Source organism: Pseudomonas sp. M5A4_2d, assembly GCF_053345295.1.
In genome coordinates, this window is the sequence record NZ_JBKEZW010000012.1 from 37,409 (window position 1) to 56,687 (window position 19,279).

General features: G+C 61.4%; 15 protein-coding genes. 3 read left to right on the top strand and 12 right to left on the bottom strand.

Features of this window, described 5'->3' with window-relative positions:
• Positions 1-79: 79 nt before the first annotated feature.
• The 7 genes from ACLBW8_RS24490 to ACLBW8_RS24520 all read right to left on the bottom strand — a co-directional run bounded on the left by ACLBW8_RS24490 (position 80) and on the right by ACLBW8_RS24520 (position 11,262).
• Positions 80-1,570: a diguanylate cyclase gene (locus tag ACLBW8_RS24490; protein ID WP_447806500.1), complete on the bottom strand. Its 1,491-nt coding sequence runs from the start codon at positions 1,568-1,570 to the stop codon at positions 80-82.
• A 63-nt stretch (positions 1,571-1,633) separates the two neighbouring features.
• Positions 1,634-3,127 (bottom strand): diguanylate cyclase, encoded by a 1,494-nt coding sequence (locus tag ACLBW8_RS24495; protein WP_447806501.1) that lies wholly within the window; start codon positions 3,125-3,127, stop codon positions 1,634-1,636.
• An 86-nt stretch (positions 3,128-3,213) separates the two neighbouring features.
• Positions 3,214-4,536 carry an OprD family porin gene (locus ACLBW8_RS24500; RefSeq protein WP_128590817.1) on the bottom strand — a complete coding sequence of 441 codons (1,323 nt, stop codon included), beginning with the start codon at positions 4,534-4,536 and terminating at the stop codon, positions 3,214-3,216.
• Between the two features lie 404 nt (positions 4,537-4,940).
• Positions 4,941-6,305: a heavy metal sensor histidine kinase gene (locus ACLBW8_RS24505; RefSeq protein ID WP_064450770.1), complete on the bottom strand. Its 1,365-nt coding sequence runs from the start codon at positions 6,303-6,305 to the stop codon at positions 4,941-4,943.
• A complete protein-coding gene (locus ACLBW8_RS24510; RefSeq protein ID WP_053254480.1) occupies positions 6,295-6,972 on the bottom strand; it encodes a heavy metal response regulator transcription factor in 678 nt (225 codons plus the stop codon). Before ACLBW8_RS24510 ends, ACLBW8_RS24505 begins: the two co-directional genes overlap by 11 nt.
• 31 nt (positions 6,973-7,003) lie before the next feature.
• Positions 7,004-10,099: a multidrug efflux RND transporter permease subunit gene (locus tag ACLBW8_RS24515; protein ID WP_064450772.1), complete on the bottom strand. Its 3,096-nt coding sequence runs from the start codon at positions 10,097-10,099 to the stop codon at positions 7,004-7,006.
• Complete coding sequence (locus ACLBW8_RS24520; RefSeq protein WP_064450773.1) at positions 10,096-11,262, bottom strand: efflux RND transporter periplasmic adaptor subunit; 1,167 nt, start codon at positions 11,260-11,262, stop codon at positions 10,096-10,098. Before ACLBW8_RS24520 ends, ACLBW8_RS24515 begins: the two co-directional genes overlap by 4 nt.
• Positions 11,263-11,477: 215 nt before the next feature.
• On the opposite strand from ACLBW8_RS24520, the gene ACLBW8_RS24525 reads away from it, so the two are divergent.
• Together ACLBW8_RS24525 and ACLBW8_RS24530 are read left to right on the top strand one after the other, a co-directional pair.
• Positions 11,478-11,711, top strand: a complete 234-nt coding sequence (locus tag ACLBW8_RS24525; RefSeq protein ID WP_053254483.1) for a hypothetical protein — start codon at positions 11,478-11,480, stop codon at positions 11,709-11,711.
• A 174-nt stretch (positions 11,712-11,885) separates the two neighbouring features.
• Positions 11,886-12,650 carry a transporter substrate-binding domain-containing protein gene (locus ACLBW8_RS24530; RefSeq protein WP_410524792.1) on the top strand — a complete coding sequence of 255 codons (765 nt, stop codon included), beginning with the start codon at positions 11,886-11,888 and terminating at the stop codon, positions 12,648-12,650.
• A gap of 72 nt (positions 12,651-12,722) precedes the next feature.
• On the opposite strand, the gene ACLBW8_RS24535 is transcribed toward ACLBW8_RS24530, so the two are convergent.
• From ACLBW8_RS24535 to ACLBW8_RS24555, 5 genes are all read right to left on the bottom strand, one after another.
• Positions 12,723-13,466, bottom strand: a complete 744-nt coding sequence (locus tag ACLBW8_RS24535) for a YkgJ family cysteine cluster protein (protein ID WP_447806502.1) — start codon at positions 13,464-13,466, stop codon at positions 12,723-12,725.
• 108 nt (positions 13,467-13,574) lie between these two features.
• A complete protein-coding gene (locus tag ACLBW8_RS24540) occupies positions 13,575-14,057 on the bottom strand; it encodes a GNAT family N-acetyltransferase (RefSeq protein WP_447806503.1) in 483 nt (160 codons plus the stop codon).
• Positions 14,058-14,060: 3 nt separating this feature from the next.
• The gene (locus ACLBW8_RS24545; protein WP_221293981.1) at positions 14,061-14,963 is read right to left on the bottom strand and encodes a chemotaxis protein CheV; all 903 of its coding nucleotides are present in this window, start codon (positions 14,961-14,963) and stop codon (positions 14,061-14,063) included.
• Between the two features lie 224 nt (positions 14,964-15,187).
• Positions 15,188-16,162 (bottom strand): 2-hydroxyacid dehydrogenase, encoded by a 975-nt coding sequence (locus ACLBW8_RS24550; protein ID WP_447806504.1) that lies wholly within the window; start codon positions 16,160-16,162, stop codon positions 15,188-15,190.
• A gap of 448 nt (positions 16,163-16,610) precedes the next feature.
• Complete coding sequence (locus tag ACLBW8_RS24555) at positions 16,611-17,579, bottom strand: LysR family transcriptional regulator (protein WP_053254489.1); 969 nt, start codon at positions 17,577-17,579, stop codon at positions 16,611-16,613.
• A gap of 182 nt (positions 17,580-17,761) precedes the next feature.
• On the opposite strand from ACLBW8_RS24555, the gene ACLBW8_RS24560 reads away from it, so the two are divergent.
• Positions 17,762-19,273 (top strand): efflux transporter outer membrane subunit, encoded by a 1,512-nt coding sequence (locus tag ACLBW8_RS24560; RefSeq protein WP_447806505.1) that lies wholly within the window; start codon positions 17,762-17,764, stop codon positions 19,271-19,273.
• Positions 19,274-19,279: the final 6 nt, after the last annotated feature.

Below are 19,279 nucleotides of genomic sequence, written 5' to 3' on the forward strand. Positions count from 1 at the left end.
AGTTATACCGAGGCGCCTGCCTCGCAGCCGCGCTGAAGCTCGACAACGCCCACATCGATTGGCTGCGCACTCACGAATCTCAAAGCGTTGCAGCATCCACAATCCGATTGCGTCCTGTGTGCTTGGCCTCATACAGCGCCTGATCGGCACTCAGCAACAATGCCTCCAAGGTAGTGCGGCTGCGTTTATCCCAGGTACTCATGCCGATACTCACGGTAATCGGCCGCTCGGCACCGGCCACCCGTGGCAAGTGCTCGACACTGCTGCGGATATGCTCGGCAATCACCCACGCGCCCTTGACGTCGGTGTGCGGCAGCACCACCGCAAACTCCTCCCCGCCAAATCGTGCCGCCAGATCGGCTGGCCGGCGGATGTTATCTTCGATGACGTGAGCCACCGCGCGCAAGGCCTCGTCACCACCGTGATGGCCATGGCGATCGTTGAAGGCCTTGAAGTGGTCAACATCGATCATCAGCAGTGTCAGCGGCTCGGTCGAGCGTTGCGCACGGTCCCATTCCAGGTGCAGACGCTGGTCCAGGGTGCGGCGGTTGGCCAGGCCGGTCAGTGCGTCGGTGGCTGCCAGTTCTGACAGCACCTGTTCGGCGCGATGGCGGCGGCGCAGTTCTTTGCTCAGCATCCAGGTCAACCACAATAGGCCAATGCACAGCACGCCCGTCGCGAAGCTGATCAGCAGGGCGGCTCGCTTCCATTGGGCGAAAACTTCGTCGCTGGACAGGGCCACCGCCACGATCAGCGGCAAGTTGCCGACGCTGGAGAAGGTATAAAGCCGTTCCTGCCGGTCAACGCTGGAAATGCCTCGAAAGTTGCCCTCACGTTCCTTGAGCATCCGCGTCACGTTGGGACGCTGGCTGAAGTCCTTATTGATCAGGTCCTGAGCCAGCAGGGGGTGCTGTGCCAGCACAATGCCTTCGTGGTTGATCAGGTTGATGGTGCTGTTGCTGCCGATATTCAGGCTGCTGAACAACTGATGGAAGTACGACAGGCGCATGGTGGCCACCGCGACGCCCTGGAAGCGCCCGTCCGGCCCGGATAGGCGGCGGCTGAATGCAATACGCCACTTATCGTCGCACACGCAGCGCGCCATGAACGGGCGGCTGATATACAGCCCGAGGTCCGGATTGTTCCGTTGAGCCTGGAAGTAGTCACGATCAGCAAAATTTTCTTTCTTTGGCGTGAGTAAGGAAGCGTCTGCGATGACCTCGCCATTGGCATCCAGCAGCAGGGTATCGCCCTTGTATGGCGCGGCAGCGGAGCGGTCGAACAGTATGAGGTGGCGAATACTGGCTGAGACGTCTTGCAGGTCACTGCGTTCGGTGGCGGCGATCAGCCCCTTGAGTGCCATGTCGTAGAGCTCGATGTTGCGCAGCACATCGGTGTCGATCAGTTGGGTGATGTTGTTCGCGGTGCGTTGGGCGGTCTGCAGGGTATTGGCGTGTTCGCGAATCAACAGCGCCGCCACCATCCCCACGATCAACAGGGCCGTGAGGACGCTGCCCAGGATCAACAAGCGTTCCGGGCGACGTGTGGGGCGGGAAAGGCGTGGGCTCATCGGGCTTACTTCTGCTTCGAGGATGCCAATAGCGTAGTCCTTGTATGGCTGTGCAGGGTCAGTTCAGCGCGCGGCAGCCTCCACAACCCGGTTGCGCCCACTGTGCTTGGCCTCATACAACGCCTGATCCGCCCGCAGCAGCAAAGCTTCCAGAGGCAAGCGGCTGTGTTTGTCCCAGGTACTCATGCCGATACTCACGGTAATCGGATGCTCGGCGCCGGCTACCCGTGGCAAGTGTTCGACACTGCTGCGGATATGTTCGGCGATCACCCAGGCGCCCTTGGCATCCGTGTCGGGCAGCACCACTGCAAATTCTTCCCCTCCATAACGTGCGGCCAAGTCGGCCGGGCGACGGATGTTACTGCCGATGACTTGGGCGACCGTGCGCAATGCCTCGTCGCCACCGCGGTGGCCATGGCGGTCGTTGAAGGCCTTGAAGTGGTCAACGTCGATCATCAGCAGCGTCAGCGGTTCGGTCGAACGTTGCGCACGGTCCCATTCCTGACGCAGGCGCTGGTCCAGAGTGCGGCGGTTGGCAAGCCCGGTCAGGGCATCGGTGGCTGCCAGCTCAGACAGTTCCTGCTCGGCACGATAGCGGCGGCGTAGTTCGTGGCGCAGCATCCAGGTCAGCCATAGCAGGCCAATACACAGCACGCCGGTGGCGCCACTGGTCAGCAGTGCGGCGCGCTTCCAGGGCGCGAACACGTCCTCGCTGGCCAGCGCCACCACCACAATCAGCGGCAACTCGCCGACATTGGTGAACGTGTACAAACGCTCAGTACCGCTGAGGGTCGAGATCGCCCGGAAGCTGCCTTCGCCTTCGCGCAATATACGTTTGAAATTGGGCCGATCGCTCAGGTCCTTATCAATCATGTCGCGCTCCAGCAACGGCTGCTGGGCCAGGAGAATGCCCTGATTGTTCAGCAGGTTGACGGAGCTGCCATTGCCGATGGTCAGGCGGTTGAACAATTGATCGAAATACGCCAGGCGCATCGTCGCCACGGCCACGCCAGCGAATTCGCCGTCCGGGCCCGCTACCCTGCGACTGAACGCGATGCGCCACACCTGATCGCAGGCGCAGCGGATCTTGAACGGGCGGCTGATAAACAGCCCCGCCTGCGCGTTTTGTTTATGGGTCTGGAAATAATCACGGTTGGCGAAATTGCGCGGCGTCGGCCAGAGGGTCGAGGAGTCGGCGATCACGTTTCCATCGGCATCCAGCAACAGCACTTCACCTTTGAAGGGCGCCGCGGTGGATTGATCAAACTGCACCATGTGGCGGATGTCCGGGGACGCCTGCGACAGGTCCTTGCGCTCGGTGGCCGAGATCAGGCCCTGCAGCGCCAAGTCATAGAGTTCGACATTACGCAGCACATCGGCGTTGATCAGTTGGGTAATGTTGGTGCTCGCGCGCTTGGCCGCCTGCACGGTGCTGGCGTGTTCGCGGGTCAGCAACGCGGCGACGATAACCACAATCAGGGTGACGGTGAGACTACTGCCCAGAATCAGCAAAAGCTCCGGGCGTGCAGGCAGGGTAGGAGTGCGGGGTGGACTCATCGCGCAGGCTTCAGCAGGGAAGATACTGGCAGTTTAGTTCTACGCGATGAAAATTAAATCATGGGTTAAAAAGAAAGATCAGTGCCTTAGAACACGTTGATCGGGTAGTCCACGATCACCCGGTACTCATCCACATCCCGGTCCACTGCCGAGTAGCCGTTGCCGCCGCGGTTGGTCGCCCACTGCAGCCGCACGGCCAAATCCTTGGCTTTGCCGCCTTGCACCACGTACTTCAGGTCGATATCCCGCTCCCAGTGTTTCGCGTCCTTGCCATCGGCGCTGTACCAGGCGCTGTAGCCACGGCTGTTCGGGTCGACTTTGGTCAGGTCGGTCTTGCCGCTGATATAGGACACGGCGGACGTCAGCCCGGGCATGCCGAGGCCGGCGAAGTCGTAGGCATACTTGAGTTTCCACGAGCGCTCGTTGGGGCCGTTGAAGTCCGAGTATTGCTGGGAGTTATCCAGGTAAATGCTGTCGCCCTGGCTGATGTAGTCGAACGGCGTGTTGCCGTTGACCCGCTGGTAGGCAGCGGTGACGCTGTGGTTACCCACGCCGACGGTGAAATGCAGGCTGTAGGTGTTGTTGTCGATAGTGCCCAGCAGCGACTGGCCGGTGTCCTCGGTGTGGTAGTAGTGCAGGCCGGGGTTGAGGCTGACCAGATCATTCAGCGCGTAGGTGTAGTCCAGGTCGTAGTAATACTGATGCCATACATCCTTGAGTTCGGAGGCATACAGGTTGCTGGTCAGGCCGGGAACACCGCTGAACGACACGCCGGCCCAGTTCAGGTGCTGGCTGTCGGCGTGGTCCGGCAGCGTGCCGTAGCTGGTGCCGATGCGACGGTGGCCGCTCTGGTTGTAGAGCTTGGTGAAACTGGCCTGGCCGCCTTCGAGCATCCAGCCGTCGAAGCTGTGGTTGGTCAGGCTTACGCCACGGAAGTCCTGCGGCAACATGCGGGTCATGCCGCCGGCGATGACCGGGTTGTTGAGGAACAGGTCACCGGCCTTCAGTTCGGTGTCGAAGGCACGCATTTTCAAGGTGCCGCCAGCGGTGGAGAACGAGCCTGGGGCTTTGCCGTTGCCGGAGCCTACGGGCAGGATGCTGGAGCCATCGGTGCCGCCACCGCCGTCAAGCTTGAGGCCGAGCATGGCGTTGAGGTCGAGGCCAAAGCCGACGGTGCCCTCGGTGAAGCCGGACTCGAAGGTGCCGATAAAGCCCTGGCCCCATTCCTTGCTGTCATCGGTGTGAATGTCGCGACGGTCGCGGTTCATGTAGTAGTTGCGGGTGTTGATTTTGAAGCTTGAACCTTCGACAAAGCCGTCAGCTTTAGGCGTGTCTGCCGCGTGGGCAAGGGGGATGATCGTTGCTGCAATCGCGAGGAATAACGGGGTGAACGTCAGCGAGTTCTTCACCGGTGGAGCTCCTTTGGTCAATCGAAAACGGCCAATGTCGTGGGGGTATGCCTGGCCTTTTTTAACGGCAAAAAAAAGCCGCTGAAGTCAGCGGCTTTAAACAGATTCCCAGTGTAGAGCCCTGGAAATAAGTCGAGGGAAATTCGGGTGAGCGGGGAAGCTGTCTTTGCCGTCGCGCTCATCGGTGCGTCAAAGTAACGCAGGCGAGCGGTGCGATACAGAGTGTAACAAGATAATGACTGTTGCCCAAACCGCAACAGTCAATGTCTGGGTCGATGCGCCGAGATCTAAATGTGGGAGCGGGCTTGCTCGCGAAAGCAGTGGGTCAGCCAGCACATGTGGCGACTGACACTGCGCATTCGCGAGCAAGCCCGCTCCCACAATGACTGAGGTGTTCTAAAGATTTAGACGGGCAACGTAATGCCAAACGTATTGCCGCCACCGTCACTGCGCACAAACACATCCCCGCCATGCATCAACGCAATCGCCTTGACGATGGCCAGCCCCAACCCGTGATTGGCCCCGCTGTTGCTGCGCGACGCGTCCACCCGATAGAAGCGTTCGAACAGCCGTGGCAAATGCTCGCTGGCAATTTCATCGCCAGGGTTGGTCACCCCGATGGCCACCTGATGCGCCTGCACTTCGATGTTCACTTCGATGATCTGCCCTGGCGCGGTGTGCTGTACCGCATTACTCAGCAGGTTGATCAGTGCGCGGCGCAGGTGGGCTTTTTCGATCTGCACCACGGCATCGCCGCGCACCCGAACCTTGACTTGGGCGTCTTCGAGGATGAAGTCCAGGTAGTCGAGGGTGGTGGCGACTTCATCGGCCAGGGAGCTTTCAATCAGCTTGGTGGCCTTGCTGCCCTGGTCGGCGCTGGCGAGGAACAGCATGTCATTGATGATCGAGCGCAGGCGTTCCAGCTCTTCGAGGTTCGATTGCAACACCTCGAAGTAATGCTCGGCGGAACGGCCGCGCGTCAGCGCTACTTGGGTCTGGCCGATCAGGTTGGTCAGCGGCGAGCGCAGTTCGTGGGCGACGTCGGCGTTGAATGACTCCAGGCGCGAGTAGGCCTGTTCAACCCGATCCAGCGTTGAGTTAAACGAGTTGACGAACTGGCTCAGCTCCGGCGGCAACGGCGACAAGTGCAGGCGCCCGGAGAGTTTGGGCGGTGCGAGTTTTTGCGCTTCATCCGAGAGTTTGCCCAGCGGCTTGAGGCCGATACGCGAGACCCAGAACCCCAGCAGCGCCGCCAGGACCACGCCGACGAACGCCAGGCCGATCAAGGCCATCAACAGGTGGTGCTGGGTGGCGCGGAAGTTTTCGGTGTCGATGGCGATCATAAAGCGCAGCGGCGGGCGTTGTTCTTTGGCCGGGAATTGGCTCAGCAACACCTTGAACGGGTATTTATGCCCAGGCAGGCGCAAGTCGCGTTTGCCGGTCGGCCCTTGGGCGAAGGCGCGGATCTGCGCGTCGGGGTTGCCGTACTCGTAGTTCGGGTCGCTGCTCACCACCCAGAAGCGGATGCGCTTGTCTTCCTCGCCGAGCAATTTCAGTTTGGCGGTGATTTTCGCCCAGTGGTCCGGCGTGCCGAAGCGGTTCACCGACGATTCCAGCACGCTGTAGCGCGCCTCCAGCTCGGCCTCCGGCAACAACCCCAGGCCCCGATCCACTTGCTGGTACAGCGCGCCGCCGATCAACACGAAGATCAGCAGCGCCACCAGGGTGAACATGCCGCTCAGGCGCAGGGCGATGGAGTTAGCCGACACTGCGGTTCTCCAGCACGTAGCCCATGCCGCGAATGGTGTGCAGCAGCTTGTGCTCGAACGGCCCGTCGAGCTTGGCGCGCAGGCGCTTGATTGCCACTTCGACCACATTGGCGTCGCTGTCGAAATTGATGTCCCAGACCATCTCCGCAATGGCGGTCTTGGACAGGATCTCACCCTGGCGCCGCGCCAAGACGCTGAGCAGTGAGAACTCCTTGGCGGTCAGGTCCAGGCGCAAGCCGTTGCGACTGGCCTTGCGGCTGATCAAATCGATCCACAGGTCGGCGACGGTGACCTGCACCGGCTCATGGCCGCCGCTGCGACGGGTCAGGGCTTGCAGGCGCGCCACCAGTTCCAGGAACGAAAACGGTTTGCCCAAATAGTCGTCGGCACCTTCACGCAGGCCACGAATGCGGTCTTCCACGCGCTCGCGGGCGGTGAGCATGATCACCGGCGTTTGCTTGCGCGCACGCAGTGCTCGCAATACGCCGAAGCCATCGAGGCCGGGCAGCATCACGTCGAGCACGATCACCGCGTAATCGTTCTCCAGCGCCAGGTGCAAACCCTCGACGCCTTCGCGCGCCACATCGACGGTGTAGCCTTGCTCCGTCAGGCCGCGGTGCAGGTAGTCCGCGGTTTTTTCTTCATCTTCAATAATCAGGACGCGCATGAGCCTTTTGCTCCAGGACGGGGCCTGAGCCTCAGTGTGTGGTCGCCAGCTCAGGGGCTGGTTTGGGCCGGTGGAAAAACCGTTCAAGGTACAAGTATATGACCGGTGTGGTGAACAGGGTCAGCGCCTGGCTCACCAGCAAGCCGCCAACCACTGCGATACCCAGCGGCTGACGCAGTTCCGCACCAGGCCCGGAACCGAGCATCAACGGCACCGCGCCGAGCAAGGCGGCGAGGGTGGTCATGATGATCGGTCGGAACCGGGTGACGCACGCTTCGTAAATCGCCTCCTCAGGCGCCAGCCCGCGTACGCGCTGGGCTTCCAGGGCAAAGTCGATCATCAGGATGCCGTTTTTCTTCACAATCCCGATCAGCAACACCAGGCCGATCAAGGCCATGATCGAAAAATCCTGGCCCAGCAGCCACAGCATGATCAGTGCACCCAGGCCCGCCGAGGGCAAGGTGGAGATGATCGTCAACGGGTGCACGAAGCTCTCATACAGCACACCCAGAATAATGTAGACCGCCACCAACGCGGCGAGGATCAGCCACGGCTGGCTGGCCAACGAACTCTGGAACGCCTGGGCCGCACCCTGGAACGTGCCGATCATGGTGGCCGGCATGCCGATTTCATTCTTGGCCTGGTTGAGCATGATCACCGCATCACCCAACGCCACGCCGGGGGCGAGGTTGAAGGACAGGTTGGCGGCGGGGAACATGCCGTCATGGCTGATGGACAACGGCCCCACGGTCGGCGGGTCGACCTTGGCCAGCGCCGACAGCGGCACCATCTCGTTGGTCAGGGGTGAACGCAGGTAGAAGTAGTTCAGGCTTTCGGCCTTGCCGCGTTGCTGGCTGTCCAGTTCGAGCACCACTTGATACTGGTTGATCTCGGTCTGGAACTCGTTGATCTGACGCTGGCCGAACGCGTCATAGAGCGCCTGGTCGACATCGGTAGCGGTCAGGCCAAAGCGCGCAGCGGCCTGACGGTCGATGCTGATGTGGGTAATGCTGCCGCCCAGTTGCAGGTCGTTGGACAGGTCGCGGAAGGCCGGGTTGGCGCGCAGTTTTTCGGTCAGGCGTTGGGTCCAGGTGTTCAGCGTCGGGCCGTCGTTGCTCTTGAGCACATACTGATACTGGGCGCGGCTGGGGCCGGAGCTGAGGTTGATGTCCTGGCCGGCGCGCAGGTACAGCACGATACCCGGCACCTTCGCCAGTTTTGGGCGGATGCGGTCGATGAACTGGCTGGCGGATACATCGCGATCACCGCGGTCTTTCAAGGCGATCCAGAAGCGGCCGTTGGCGATGGTCTGGTTGCTGCCGGTGACGCCCACCGAGTGGGAAAAGGCTTCCACCGCCGGGTCAGCCTTGATGATTTCGGCCAGGGCCTTGTGCTTGGCGACCATGTCCGGGTACGACACGTCGGCCGCCGCTTCGCTGGTGCCGAGTACAAAGCCGGTGTCCTGTACCGGGAAGAAACCCTTGGGGATAAACACGTAGCCGACCACGGCCAAGGCCAGGGTCACCATGAAAATGGCCGCCATCGTACGTTGATGGGCCAATGCACGGCGCAGGTTACGCGCGTAGCCGGCGAGCAGGCGTTCGCTGAAGCCGGGTTTGTCGTGGGCGTGATGCGTCGGCGCGCGCATGAACAACGCGGCCAGGGTAGGCGCCAGTGTCAGCGAGACCACCACCGAAATCAGGATGGTCGACGTGGCCGTCAGCGCAAACTCCTTGAACAGCCGCCCGACCACGCCGCCCATGAACAGCAGCGGAATAAACGCCGCCACCAGCGAGAAGCTGATGGACACCACGGTAAAGCCAATCTCGCCGGAACCCTTGATCGCGGCTTCGCGCTTGTCGAGCCCTGCTTCCAGGTGGCGGTGAATGTTCTCCACCACCACGATGGCATCGTCCACCACAAAGCCCACGGCGATCACGATCGCCACCAGCGTCAGGTTGTTCAGGCTGAAGCCCATCAGGTACATCAAGGCGAAACTGGCGATCAGCGACACACCCAGCACGCTGGACACAATCATCGTCGCGGATAACTGGCGCAGGAACAGTGCCATCACGGCCACCACCAGCAAGATGGCGATCAGCAAGGTGACTTCCACTTCATGCAGGGAGGCGCGGATGGTCTTGGTGCGGTCGGTCAACACGCTGACCTGCACCGACGCCGGCAACATGCCCTCCAGGCGCGGCAACTCGGCTTGAATGCGGTCGACGGTCTCGACAATGTTGGCGCCGGGCTGGCGCGAAATGACCAGGTTGACCCCCGGTGTATCGCCGGACCAGGCCTGGACGTAGGCGTTTTCCGAACCATTGATGACTTTGGCGACATCACGCAGTTGAACCGGCGCGCCATTTTTGTAGGAAACGATTAACTGGCCGTATTCCTCCGGCTGAAACAATTGGTCGTTGGTCGACAGGGTCGACACACTGTTCTCGCCGTAAATCGCGCCTTTGGCCAGGTTCAAACTGGACTGTTGAATAGCCAGGCGCACGTCGGCGAGGGTCAGGCCGATCGCCGCAAGTTTATCCGGCGAGGCTTGTACACGAATCGCCGGGCGCTGCTGGCCGGTGATGTTGATCTGGCCGACGCCGTCGATCTGGCTGATCTGACGGGCCAACAGGGTTTCCACATAGTCGCTCAGTTCGGTGCTGGGCATGTTGTCGGAGCTGACGCTGAGGATCAGCACCGGGCTGTCCGCCGGGTTGACCTTCTTCCAGGTCGGCAGGCTCGGCATATCACTGGGCAGTTTGCCGGACGCGGTGTTGATCGCCGCCTGCACTTCCTGGGCAGCGGTGTCGATGCTCTTGTTCAGGGTGAATTGCAGGGTCAGGAGGCTTGAGCCCAAGGCACTGCTGGAGGTCATTTGGGTCATGCCGGGGATGGCGCTGAATTGCACCTCCAGCGGCGTAGCAACCGACGACGCCATGGTGTCCGGGCTGGCGCCGGGCAGGGTTGCGGTCACCTGGATGGTCGGAAATTCCGCTTCCGGCAGTGGGGCGATGGCCAGTCGCGGGAAGGCAATCAGCCCCAACAGCACCAAAGCAAAGGTCAGCAGCAGGGTGGCAACCGGGTGGTCGACGCACCAGGCGGACGGCGAACGGCTGCCACTCATGGCTGCACCTTGGCGTCGACGGTACGGATGACTTGAGGCGGTTCTTTGAGCACTTCCACCTGGGCGCCGGCCTTGAGTCGCGATTGGCCGTCGCTGACCAGTACATCGCCGGCCTGCACGCCCTTGATGATGTTCACATCGCTGTTCTGATAGGTGATCTGCACCGGCACAACCTCCACCTTGTCACCGTTGATGCGGTACACGAAATGCGAATCCAGGCCGCGTTGCACCACGGTCGGCGGTACCACCAGGGCATTTTTGTCGAGGGCGGTCTGGATCTTGATGGTCACCAGTTGCCCCGGCCACAGGCGCTGCGAGGCGTTCTGGAATTCAGCCTTGGCGCGCAAGGTGCCGGTGGTGGAACTGATCTGGTTGTCGATCAGGCTCAAGTGGCCTTCGCCGAGCAGGTCGCCGGTCTGGCCGTCGGTGTCGGCCCCCATGTAGGCATCGACGCTGGCTTGGGTCGGCGCCGCGATCAAGCCTTGCAGGGTTGGTAGCATTTGTTGCGGTAAGGAAAATTCGACGGCAATCGGGTCGATTTGCGTCACGGAGAACAGGCCCTGGGTGTCACTCATGCGCAGGAAGTTGCCCTCATCTACCGTGCGAATACCGACGCGGCCAGTGACCGGCGAGCGAATCTGGGTGTAGGAGAGTTGTACTTGGGCCGAATCAATCGCGGCCTGATTACCTTGCGCCGTGGCCTTGAGCTGGTTGACCAAGGCTTGTTGCTGGTCATAGGTCTGCTTCGAGACGCCGTCGTCGATGCTCAGTTCTTTGTAGCGTTTGAGGTTGACCAACGCCACTTGCAGCTGCGCCTGGCTTTCCCCCAGTTGAGCCTTGGCCTGGTCGAGGCTGGCGCGGATCGAGCGGTCATCGATCGTCGCCAGCAAGTCACCGGCCTTGACCAACTGGCCCTCTTTGACCAGCAGCTTGGTGAGGATGCCGTCGATTTGCGGGCGGATCACCACGCTGTGTAACGACAGCACCGAGCCGATCCCGCTGACAAACCGGGGGATGTCCTGTTGCGTGACACTCACCACCCGTACCGGAATAGCGGTCGACGCCGCCAGTTTGCTCTTGGCCGGTCGGTTGAATGCCCAAGCTGTAATTGCCACGACCACGAGGGCACCCACGATCAAGGCGGTTTTTCGTTGAATGTGCATGGGGTGGGGCGCCGGGGCAAAGGGGTGGGAGAGTGAAGGTCATTTATAGCCTGCCGACCCGGTCAGCACGGTGACTGCTAACTGACAGGGCTGTCAGTAAACTCCGACCATTCGTACCAGCGGTGGTTAAAGATCCCAGGCGCGCAGGTATACTGCGCGCCAGCGTGGCCCGCAAGTTGGCCCTGCCTCATTTTTTTGCACGCCCCGGAGCTTTCATGACTTCCCCGACACAACCCCCTGTTGAAGCGGCCGACCTCGTCGATCCGGCCAGCGCTGAAAGCGTTGAGAAAGCCGAGATCCCGGCGTTCAAGTTTCCGTTCAAGCCGGGTGAACTGGCCGGGGCCAAGAATGCCGCCCAGCCTTGGTATAAAAATGGCGCCAAAAACGGCCACACCAAGTCGCCAGGCATGGCCCCGCCGGGCACTCGTCGCTCCATGGGTAAACGCTAAGAATAAGTCAGCGAGCGCTATAGCGGCGTTTGCCTACAGGTTCTGCTTATATTTCTGATTGTAGGTCCGCGACCGTTTCTTGAAAGTTTGCACAGCCGCTGCACCGCCCCATTAATTGAACGGAGCTGGGTGCAGTGAGGCTGGTCTTTCAGGAAAAGGACGTTTCCCGTGGCACTGATACAGCGCTTTGCACTGCTTGCCCTGTTGTTCTCGATTGATGCCGTTGCGGTTATTGAACCGCCTCGGCGCGAAATCCGCTTCGCTGTTGCCGCGCAATTCCCGCCTTTCCAAAGCCGCAACCTGCAAGGCCAACTGGTCGGCCTGAATATCGACCTGGGTAACGCCCTGTGCCAGCAACTGAAGGTGCGCTGCACCTGGGTCGACCAGGTGCTTGTCGAAAACATCCCCGCGCTTGATGCCCGGCAATTCGATGCGATCATGGGGATGGCACCCACGTCTGAACGGCGGCGATGGGTGGGCTTCACCGATAACCTTTATCCCTTCACGACGCGTTTGGTCGCCCGCAGATCCTCAGGCCTGATGCCGACCATCAGTTCGCTCAAGGGCAAGCGAGTGGGTGTATTGCTGGGCAGCAACCGCGAAGCTTTTACCCGCTCGAAGTGGGCGCCCGAGGGCGTGATCATCGAGAGTTTCTGGCTCAATGACGAACTGGTCCGCAGCCTGGTGGCCGGCGATATCGATGCGACCCTGCAGGGCACCGTGGAAATTCGGGGCGCGCTGCTCGACACCGACGCCGGCCAGGATTTCAACTTCCTGGGCCCTGCCATTTCGGCCGAACTGTTGGGCGACGGCGTGGCGATCGCGGTGCGCAAGCCCGATACGGCGTTACGCAATCAACTCAACCGTGCCCTTGAAGAGCTGATGCAAAACGGCCAATACCAACGGATCCTCGCGCCCTACCACTTGGAAGCGCCGTGACGGTTCATTAATTGCGCGCGCTGGCGCAGGACAGGTTCATAGCCAGCTTCTGACGCCTTGCAACCTGTGTGCTCAAGCCGTGCGCAGGGAAATAAACGCGTAGTTGGCCGGCACCTCGGTAGCAATCTGTGCGCCGGCATCCAGCAACTGCTCGGCGATGTCCAGGCCGGACACATGAAACACCCACTCACTGGCCACGGATGGCTGGTCAACCGCCAGCTCGATGGCCTGGGCAAAGGCGTGCATGTCGGGAAGGTACGCGGTAAACCCATCGCCCTTTAGCGCGGTGGTGCGAATGCCCAGCAGCGCACACACAGCCTCTTTGGTGTGTACGTCGTCACGGTCTGCCTGCCGGGAGCGGCGGATCAGTTCTGCCAGCTGCTGGTCCACCAACTCGCCTCCCACGATCAGCGCCGGGCCCTGTTCCCAGGATTCCGGCGGGCAGTCCTTGGCGGCAGGGTTCAGCGGGATGTGCGGGTTGATTTCCATCGGGTAGATACGGCACACCAACGGGCGGCGCTCATAAATGCCGCAGCGGTTGTCTTCGTCAAGATTCCGGCAGCGCCCGGCGTTGTAGGCGGCAAACGTGATGGCCACAAACGCCTCGGTATTGCCACTGGGCACCACCACCGAACGGCGCTCGGCGTGTTCGCGTTGTAGCACGGGCAAGCCCAGGCCATTGCCGAGAAAACCCTCTACCAGAACAATAACGTTACCGCCGTCAGCCGCCCAACTCCGGGCCTCTTCGAGGGTCAGGGGCACATGATGGTCGGTGCAGCATTTGCCGCAACTCACGCAGGAAAAATGAGTGTTCATGGAGGATCTGTCACCAGGCAAGGTCAGAGGGCACTCTTGAACAGTGGCGGGATTTTGCCTCTATTCACTGTTCAGGCTCTGTGGAAGCAAGTTATGCGCCAGTGCCTGTCAGTCTGCGGGGACCAGGTCGCGCAGCACAAAGACCATGCCTGCACTTTCATACAGTTGCCGGGCGCGCAGGTTGCTCTCGCGTACTTTGAGGTCTACGTAGGGTTCGCCGCGCTGCTTGAACACCTGAAAGGTGTGCAGCAGCAACGCGCGACCCAGCCCCTGGCCTTGGGCGCAGGGGTGTATGGAGAGGTTCTTGATAAACGCGCTGGTCCAGCATTGAGCCACGCCGAGAATACCGTCACGGTGACTGGCCACCAGGCACAGCGTCGGGTCGAACTCGGCATCGGTGACGAACTGCTGCCGCCAGTGTTCCAGGCTGGCGACACGACCACCGCCTTGATCCTGGGTCATGCGCAACACCGCATGAATCGCCGGGGCCAGCTCGTCGCGGTAATGCTCCAGCCGGATCTCCGCTGGCCACTGCGGCGCAGGCAGGCTGGCGGTAAGGTCGCGGCGCAGCAGTTGGAAGTATTCCGCCACCGGTTACAGGCCCTTTTGCGCCACAGCCTTGGCAGCGATAACCAGGCACTTGGTCAGCTCGGGCGACGAAAACTTGGTCAGCACCGCGTCGGCGCCGGCCAGGCGGGCTTTTTCGCTGTTCATCGCGCTGTCCAGGGAGGTGTGCAGCAACACGTACAAATCCTGGAAATCCGGGGTTTCGCGCAGGGTGCGGGTGAGGGCGTACCCGTCCATTTCGGACATTTCGATGTCCGACACCACCACGTTGATCTGCTCGACCGTGCCTTGCAGCTCCAGCAGTACATCGATGGCTTCCTTGGCGCTGCGTGCGGTATGGCACGTCAGGCCGAGGTTGCGCAGGGTGTGCACCGATTGCTGCAGGGCGACCTGGCTGTCGTCCACCACCAGAATCCGCGCGTTACCGAGCACTTCGGCCTCTTCCATGGTCAAGTCGGTCGGCGCTACTTCAATCGGCGCCGGAGCGATGGCGTGGATGACCTTTTCGATATCCAACACCTGCACCAGCCCGCCTTCGACCTGGGTCACCCCAGTGATAAACGAGCGATTACCGCCGGAACCATAGGGCGGCGGGCGGATGTCGGTGGTCAGGCAGTGCACGATCTTGCTCACCGCCTGTACGTGCAGGCCCTGCTTGGAGCGGCTGACGTCGGTCACAATCAGGCAGCCGCCGTTCGGGTCTTGCAGGGGCATTTCGCCGAGGGCGCGGCTCAGGTCGATCACTGAGAGCGAGGCACCGCGCAGCGTGGCGATGCCTTTGACGTGGGGGTGTGACTCCGGCAGCTTGGTCAGCGGCGGGCACGGGATGATTTCACTGACTTTAAGCAGGTTAATGGCCATCAACTTGCCGCTGCGCAAGGTAAAGAGCAGAAGCGAGAGTGAATCTGCGCGGGCTTTGGTGGTGGACATAAAAACCTTCTGAGGATCAGGAATGACGATCTATAGAGGGTTATCGACTTGGGCACGCCAGGCTTTAACCGGATTTTTGGAATGCAGCTGGTTGAGATGAACAGGCGTGTGTGGGAACTGGTTCGCCTGCGATAGCGTCACCTCGGTATCACTGATACACCGAGGCGCCTGCATCGCGGGCAAGCCCGGCTCTCACATGGGGCCGCTCCTGCATTGGTCAGCTGTCAGCCCTTCCACACCTGCGGGTTCACCAGATCCTGCGGACGCTGGCCGAGCAGGGCGCTGCGCAGGTTGTCCAGGGCGCGGTTGGCCATGGCCTCACGGGTTTCATTCGTGGCCGAGCCGATGTGCGGCAGGGTCACGGCATTGCTCAGCTGGAACAGCGGCGATTCAGCCAGCGGCTCCTGTTCATACACATCCAGCCCGGCGCCACGGATTTTCTGGGTTTGCAGCGCTTCGATCAGCGCCGGCTCATCCACCACCGGGCCACGGGAAATATTGATCAGGATCGCGCTGGGCTTCATCAGCCCCAACTCGCGGGTGCTGATCAGGTGGCGGGTCTTTTCGCTCAACGGCACCACCAGGCAAACGAAGTCCGACTCGGCCAGCAACTGGTCCAGGCTGCGAAATTGCGCCCCCAGCGCCTGTTCCAGCTCGGTCTTGCGGCTGTTGCCGCTGTACAGAATCGGCATATTGAAACCCAGGCGTCCACGTCGGGCGACAGCCGCGCCGATATTGCCCATGCCGACGATACCGAGGGTCTTGCCATGCACGTCGCAGCCGAACAGCGGCGCGCCGACGCTGGCTTTCCACTGGCCGGCCTTGGTCCAGGCGTCCAGCTCGGCCACACGGCGTGCGCTGCTCATCAGCAAGGCGAAGGCCAGGTCGGCGGTGCTTTCGGTGAGCACGTCGGGGGTATTGGTGAGCATGATCCCGCGCTCGTTGAAGTACGGCACGTCGTAGTTGTCGTAGCCCACCGAGACGCTGGAGACCACTTCCAGTTTGCTGGCGCCCTCAAGCTGCGCGCGCCCGAGTTTGCGGCCCACGCCGATCAAACCGTGGGCGTGGGGCAGGGCTTCGTTGAATTGAGCATTGATGTCCCCGCGCTTGGGGTCGGGCGCGATCACCTCGAAGTCCTGATGCAGGCGTTCGATCATGTGCGGGGTGACGCGGCTGAAGGCGAGGACAGTCTTTTTCATTGCAGGCGGGCTCATCGACTACGGAAGAATACCAAGCACGCTAACATTCCTGTCGACGATTGTCAGGACGACCCTTTAACAGTGGGAGCTGGCTTTACCCCACCACTCGGTGCCTCGCTTAGGCTCGGTATGCCCTCTCTCCGGCTTGAATCCGTGGTTAACGGGGCCTGTCAGATCAAAAGCAAGAGCTGAGTGGTTGAAGCAAAAGCAGTGCAGAAGCACCGCGGCACACTCTCTGTCTGATGTATCGAGATCCAAATGTGGGAGCGGGCTTGCTCGCGAATGCGATGGGTCAGCCAGCTTATCTGTAACTGATACATCGCCTTCGCGAGCAAGCCCGCTCCCACAATTTGACCGAGTTCAACTGCCAGCACCGCTGTGCTCTGCTTTCTGTGGGAGCTGGCTTGTCGGACCGCTCCCACATTTGAGTTATATCGACGAGCAGAAATCAGTTCGCCAGCCGAGCGCCGCTGAGGCTGCCACTCAATTCATACGCCACCAACTCCGCCTGATGCGCCGCCAGAATCTCCGGCAACGAACCGCGCAGGTATTCGACCCAGGTCTTGATCTTCGCATCCAGGTACTGGCGTGACGGGTAGATGGCGTACAGGTTCAGCTCTTGCGAGCGATAGGTTGGCATCACGCGCACCAGTGTGCCGTTGCGCAGGCCTTCGATGGCCGCATACACCGGCAACAGGCCAACGCCCATGCCGCTGGTGATCGCGGTTTTCATCGCATCGGCCGAGTTGACCAGAAACGGCGAGGTGTTGATCGCCACGCTTTCCTGGCCTTCGGGGCCATTGAAGGTCCATTTATCCAGCTGGATAACCGGGCTCACCAGGCGCAGGCAGGCGTGGTTGAGCAAATCCTGCGGCCGTTGCGCGCAGCCTTTGGCCTTGACGTAGTCCGGCGAGGCGCACGCGATGCTGTAGGTGATGCCCAGGCGCTGGGACACGAAGCCCGAATCCGGCAGCTCGCTGGCCAGCACGATGGACACGTCGTAGCCCTCGTCGAGCAGGTCCGGCACGCGGTTGGCCAGGGTCAGGTCGAAGGTCACGTCGGGGTGGGTGCGGCGGTAGCGGGCAATTGCGTCAATCACGAAATGCTGGCCGATGCCGGTCATGGTGTGCACTTTCAACTGCCCGGCAGGGCGCGCGTGGGCGTCGCTGGCTTCGGCCTCGGCCTCCTCGACATAGGCGAGGATCTGTTCGCAGCGCAGCAAGTAACGTTTACCGGCTTCGGTCAGTGCAATGCGACGGGTGGTGCGGTTGAGCAAGCGGGTTTGCAGATGGGCCTCAAGGTTGGAGACCGCGCGCGAGACGTTGGCGGTGGTGGTGTCCAGTTGCACGGCGGCGGCGGTGAAGCTGCCGGCTTCGGCCACGCAACTGAAAGCGCGCATGTTTTGCAAAGTGTCCATGGAGTGTTCTCAGGGGAGATAACAAATTGTGACAGAAAGTTACGCCGTCCAGTGATCCCTACCAACGGATTATCGCCTGAACGGTAACAAAGATTCACAGGAATGCCAGCTTATCGTCCTCCATCGCGCCCCCTAGAATTGCGCCACCTTCCCCGCAACACCACCTCAGGAATACGCTTGCCGTGCCGCGTCGCATCAACAGAGAGCTGAAGGCTCTCAGTGTCTGGGCCTTATCGTTAGCAATCAGCGGCTGCATCGGAACCGGAGGAATCGCCCCCCAAGGCCAGGCCCTCAACGCCAATAACCTGGTCACCGACGAAGCGATCCGGAGCGCCGCCCGAGACGCCCACTGGCCCACCACCCACTGGTGGCAAGCCTACGGCGATCCGCAATTGAACCGCTGGGTGGAACTTGCCACGCAAAACAGCCCGAGCATGGCCATGGCCGCCGCGCGGGTGCGTGAAGCGCGGGCCATGGCCGGGATTGCCGAGTCGGCCGAGTCGTTGCAGATCAACAGTGACACTACCCTCAAGCGCCACAATTGGCCGAAGGATCAGTTTTACGGTCCGGGCGAACTGAGCGGCGCCAACACCTGGGACAACAATTCGTCCCTGGGCCTGAGTTACGCCCTCGACCTGTGGGGCCGCGAAAGTAACAGCACCGAACGCGCCGTCGACCTGGCCCATATGAGCGCTGCCGAAGCGCGCCAGGCCCAGCTCGAATTGCAAAACAACGTGGTGCGCGCCTATATCCAGCTGTCGTTGCACTATGCCAACCGCGACATCGTTGCCGCCACGTTGGCCCAGCAACAGCAAATTCTCGACCTGGCCAACAAACGCCTGAATGCCGGGATCGGCACCCATTTTGATGTCAGCCAGGCTGAAACGCCGTTGCCGGAAACCCATCGCCAACTCGACGCCGTGGACGAAGAAATCGCCCTGAGCCGTAACCAGCTGGCGGCGTTGGCGGGCAAAGGTCCGGGTGAAGGCGCGCAACTGCAACGGCCGAGCCTGGCCCTCGCCGCGCCGCTGAAATTGCCATCGAGCTTGCCGGCGCAATTGCTTGGTCAGCGCCCGGACGTGGTCGCCAGCCGTTGGCAAGTCGCCGCCCAGGCCCGAGGCATTGATGTGGCCCATGCCGGTTTCTACCCCAATGTCGACCTGGTCGGCAGCCTGGGTTTCGTCGCTACCGGCGGCACCATGCTGGGCTTTCTCAGCGGTCAGAAATTCAACTACAACGTCGGCCCGGCGATCACCTTGCCGATCTTCGACGGCGGCCGTTTGCGGGCGCAGTTGGGCGAGGCCAGCGCTGGTTATGACATCGCTGTGGCCAAGTACAACCAGACTCTGGTGAATGCGCTCAAGGGCATCAGCGACCAGTTGATCCGCCGCGAATCCATGGACAAGCAGTCGGCCTTTGCCGCGCAGTCGGTGGCCTCGGCACAGAAAACCTACGACATCGCGATGATCGCATATCAGCGCGGCCTTACCGACTACCTCAATGTGCTGAACGCCCAGACCCTGCTGTTCCGCCAGCAACAGGTGGAGCAACAGGTGCAGGCCGCGCGCCTGAGTGCCCATGCCGAACTGGTGACCGCCCTGGGTGGCGGGCTCGGCGCCGGTAACGATGTGCCGCAAGATGCCAAAAGCCTCCCCGGCAAAACCCCGGCGGCGCTTGCCGTGTTTGATCACTGAGTAGGC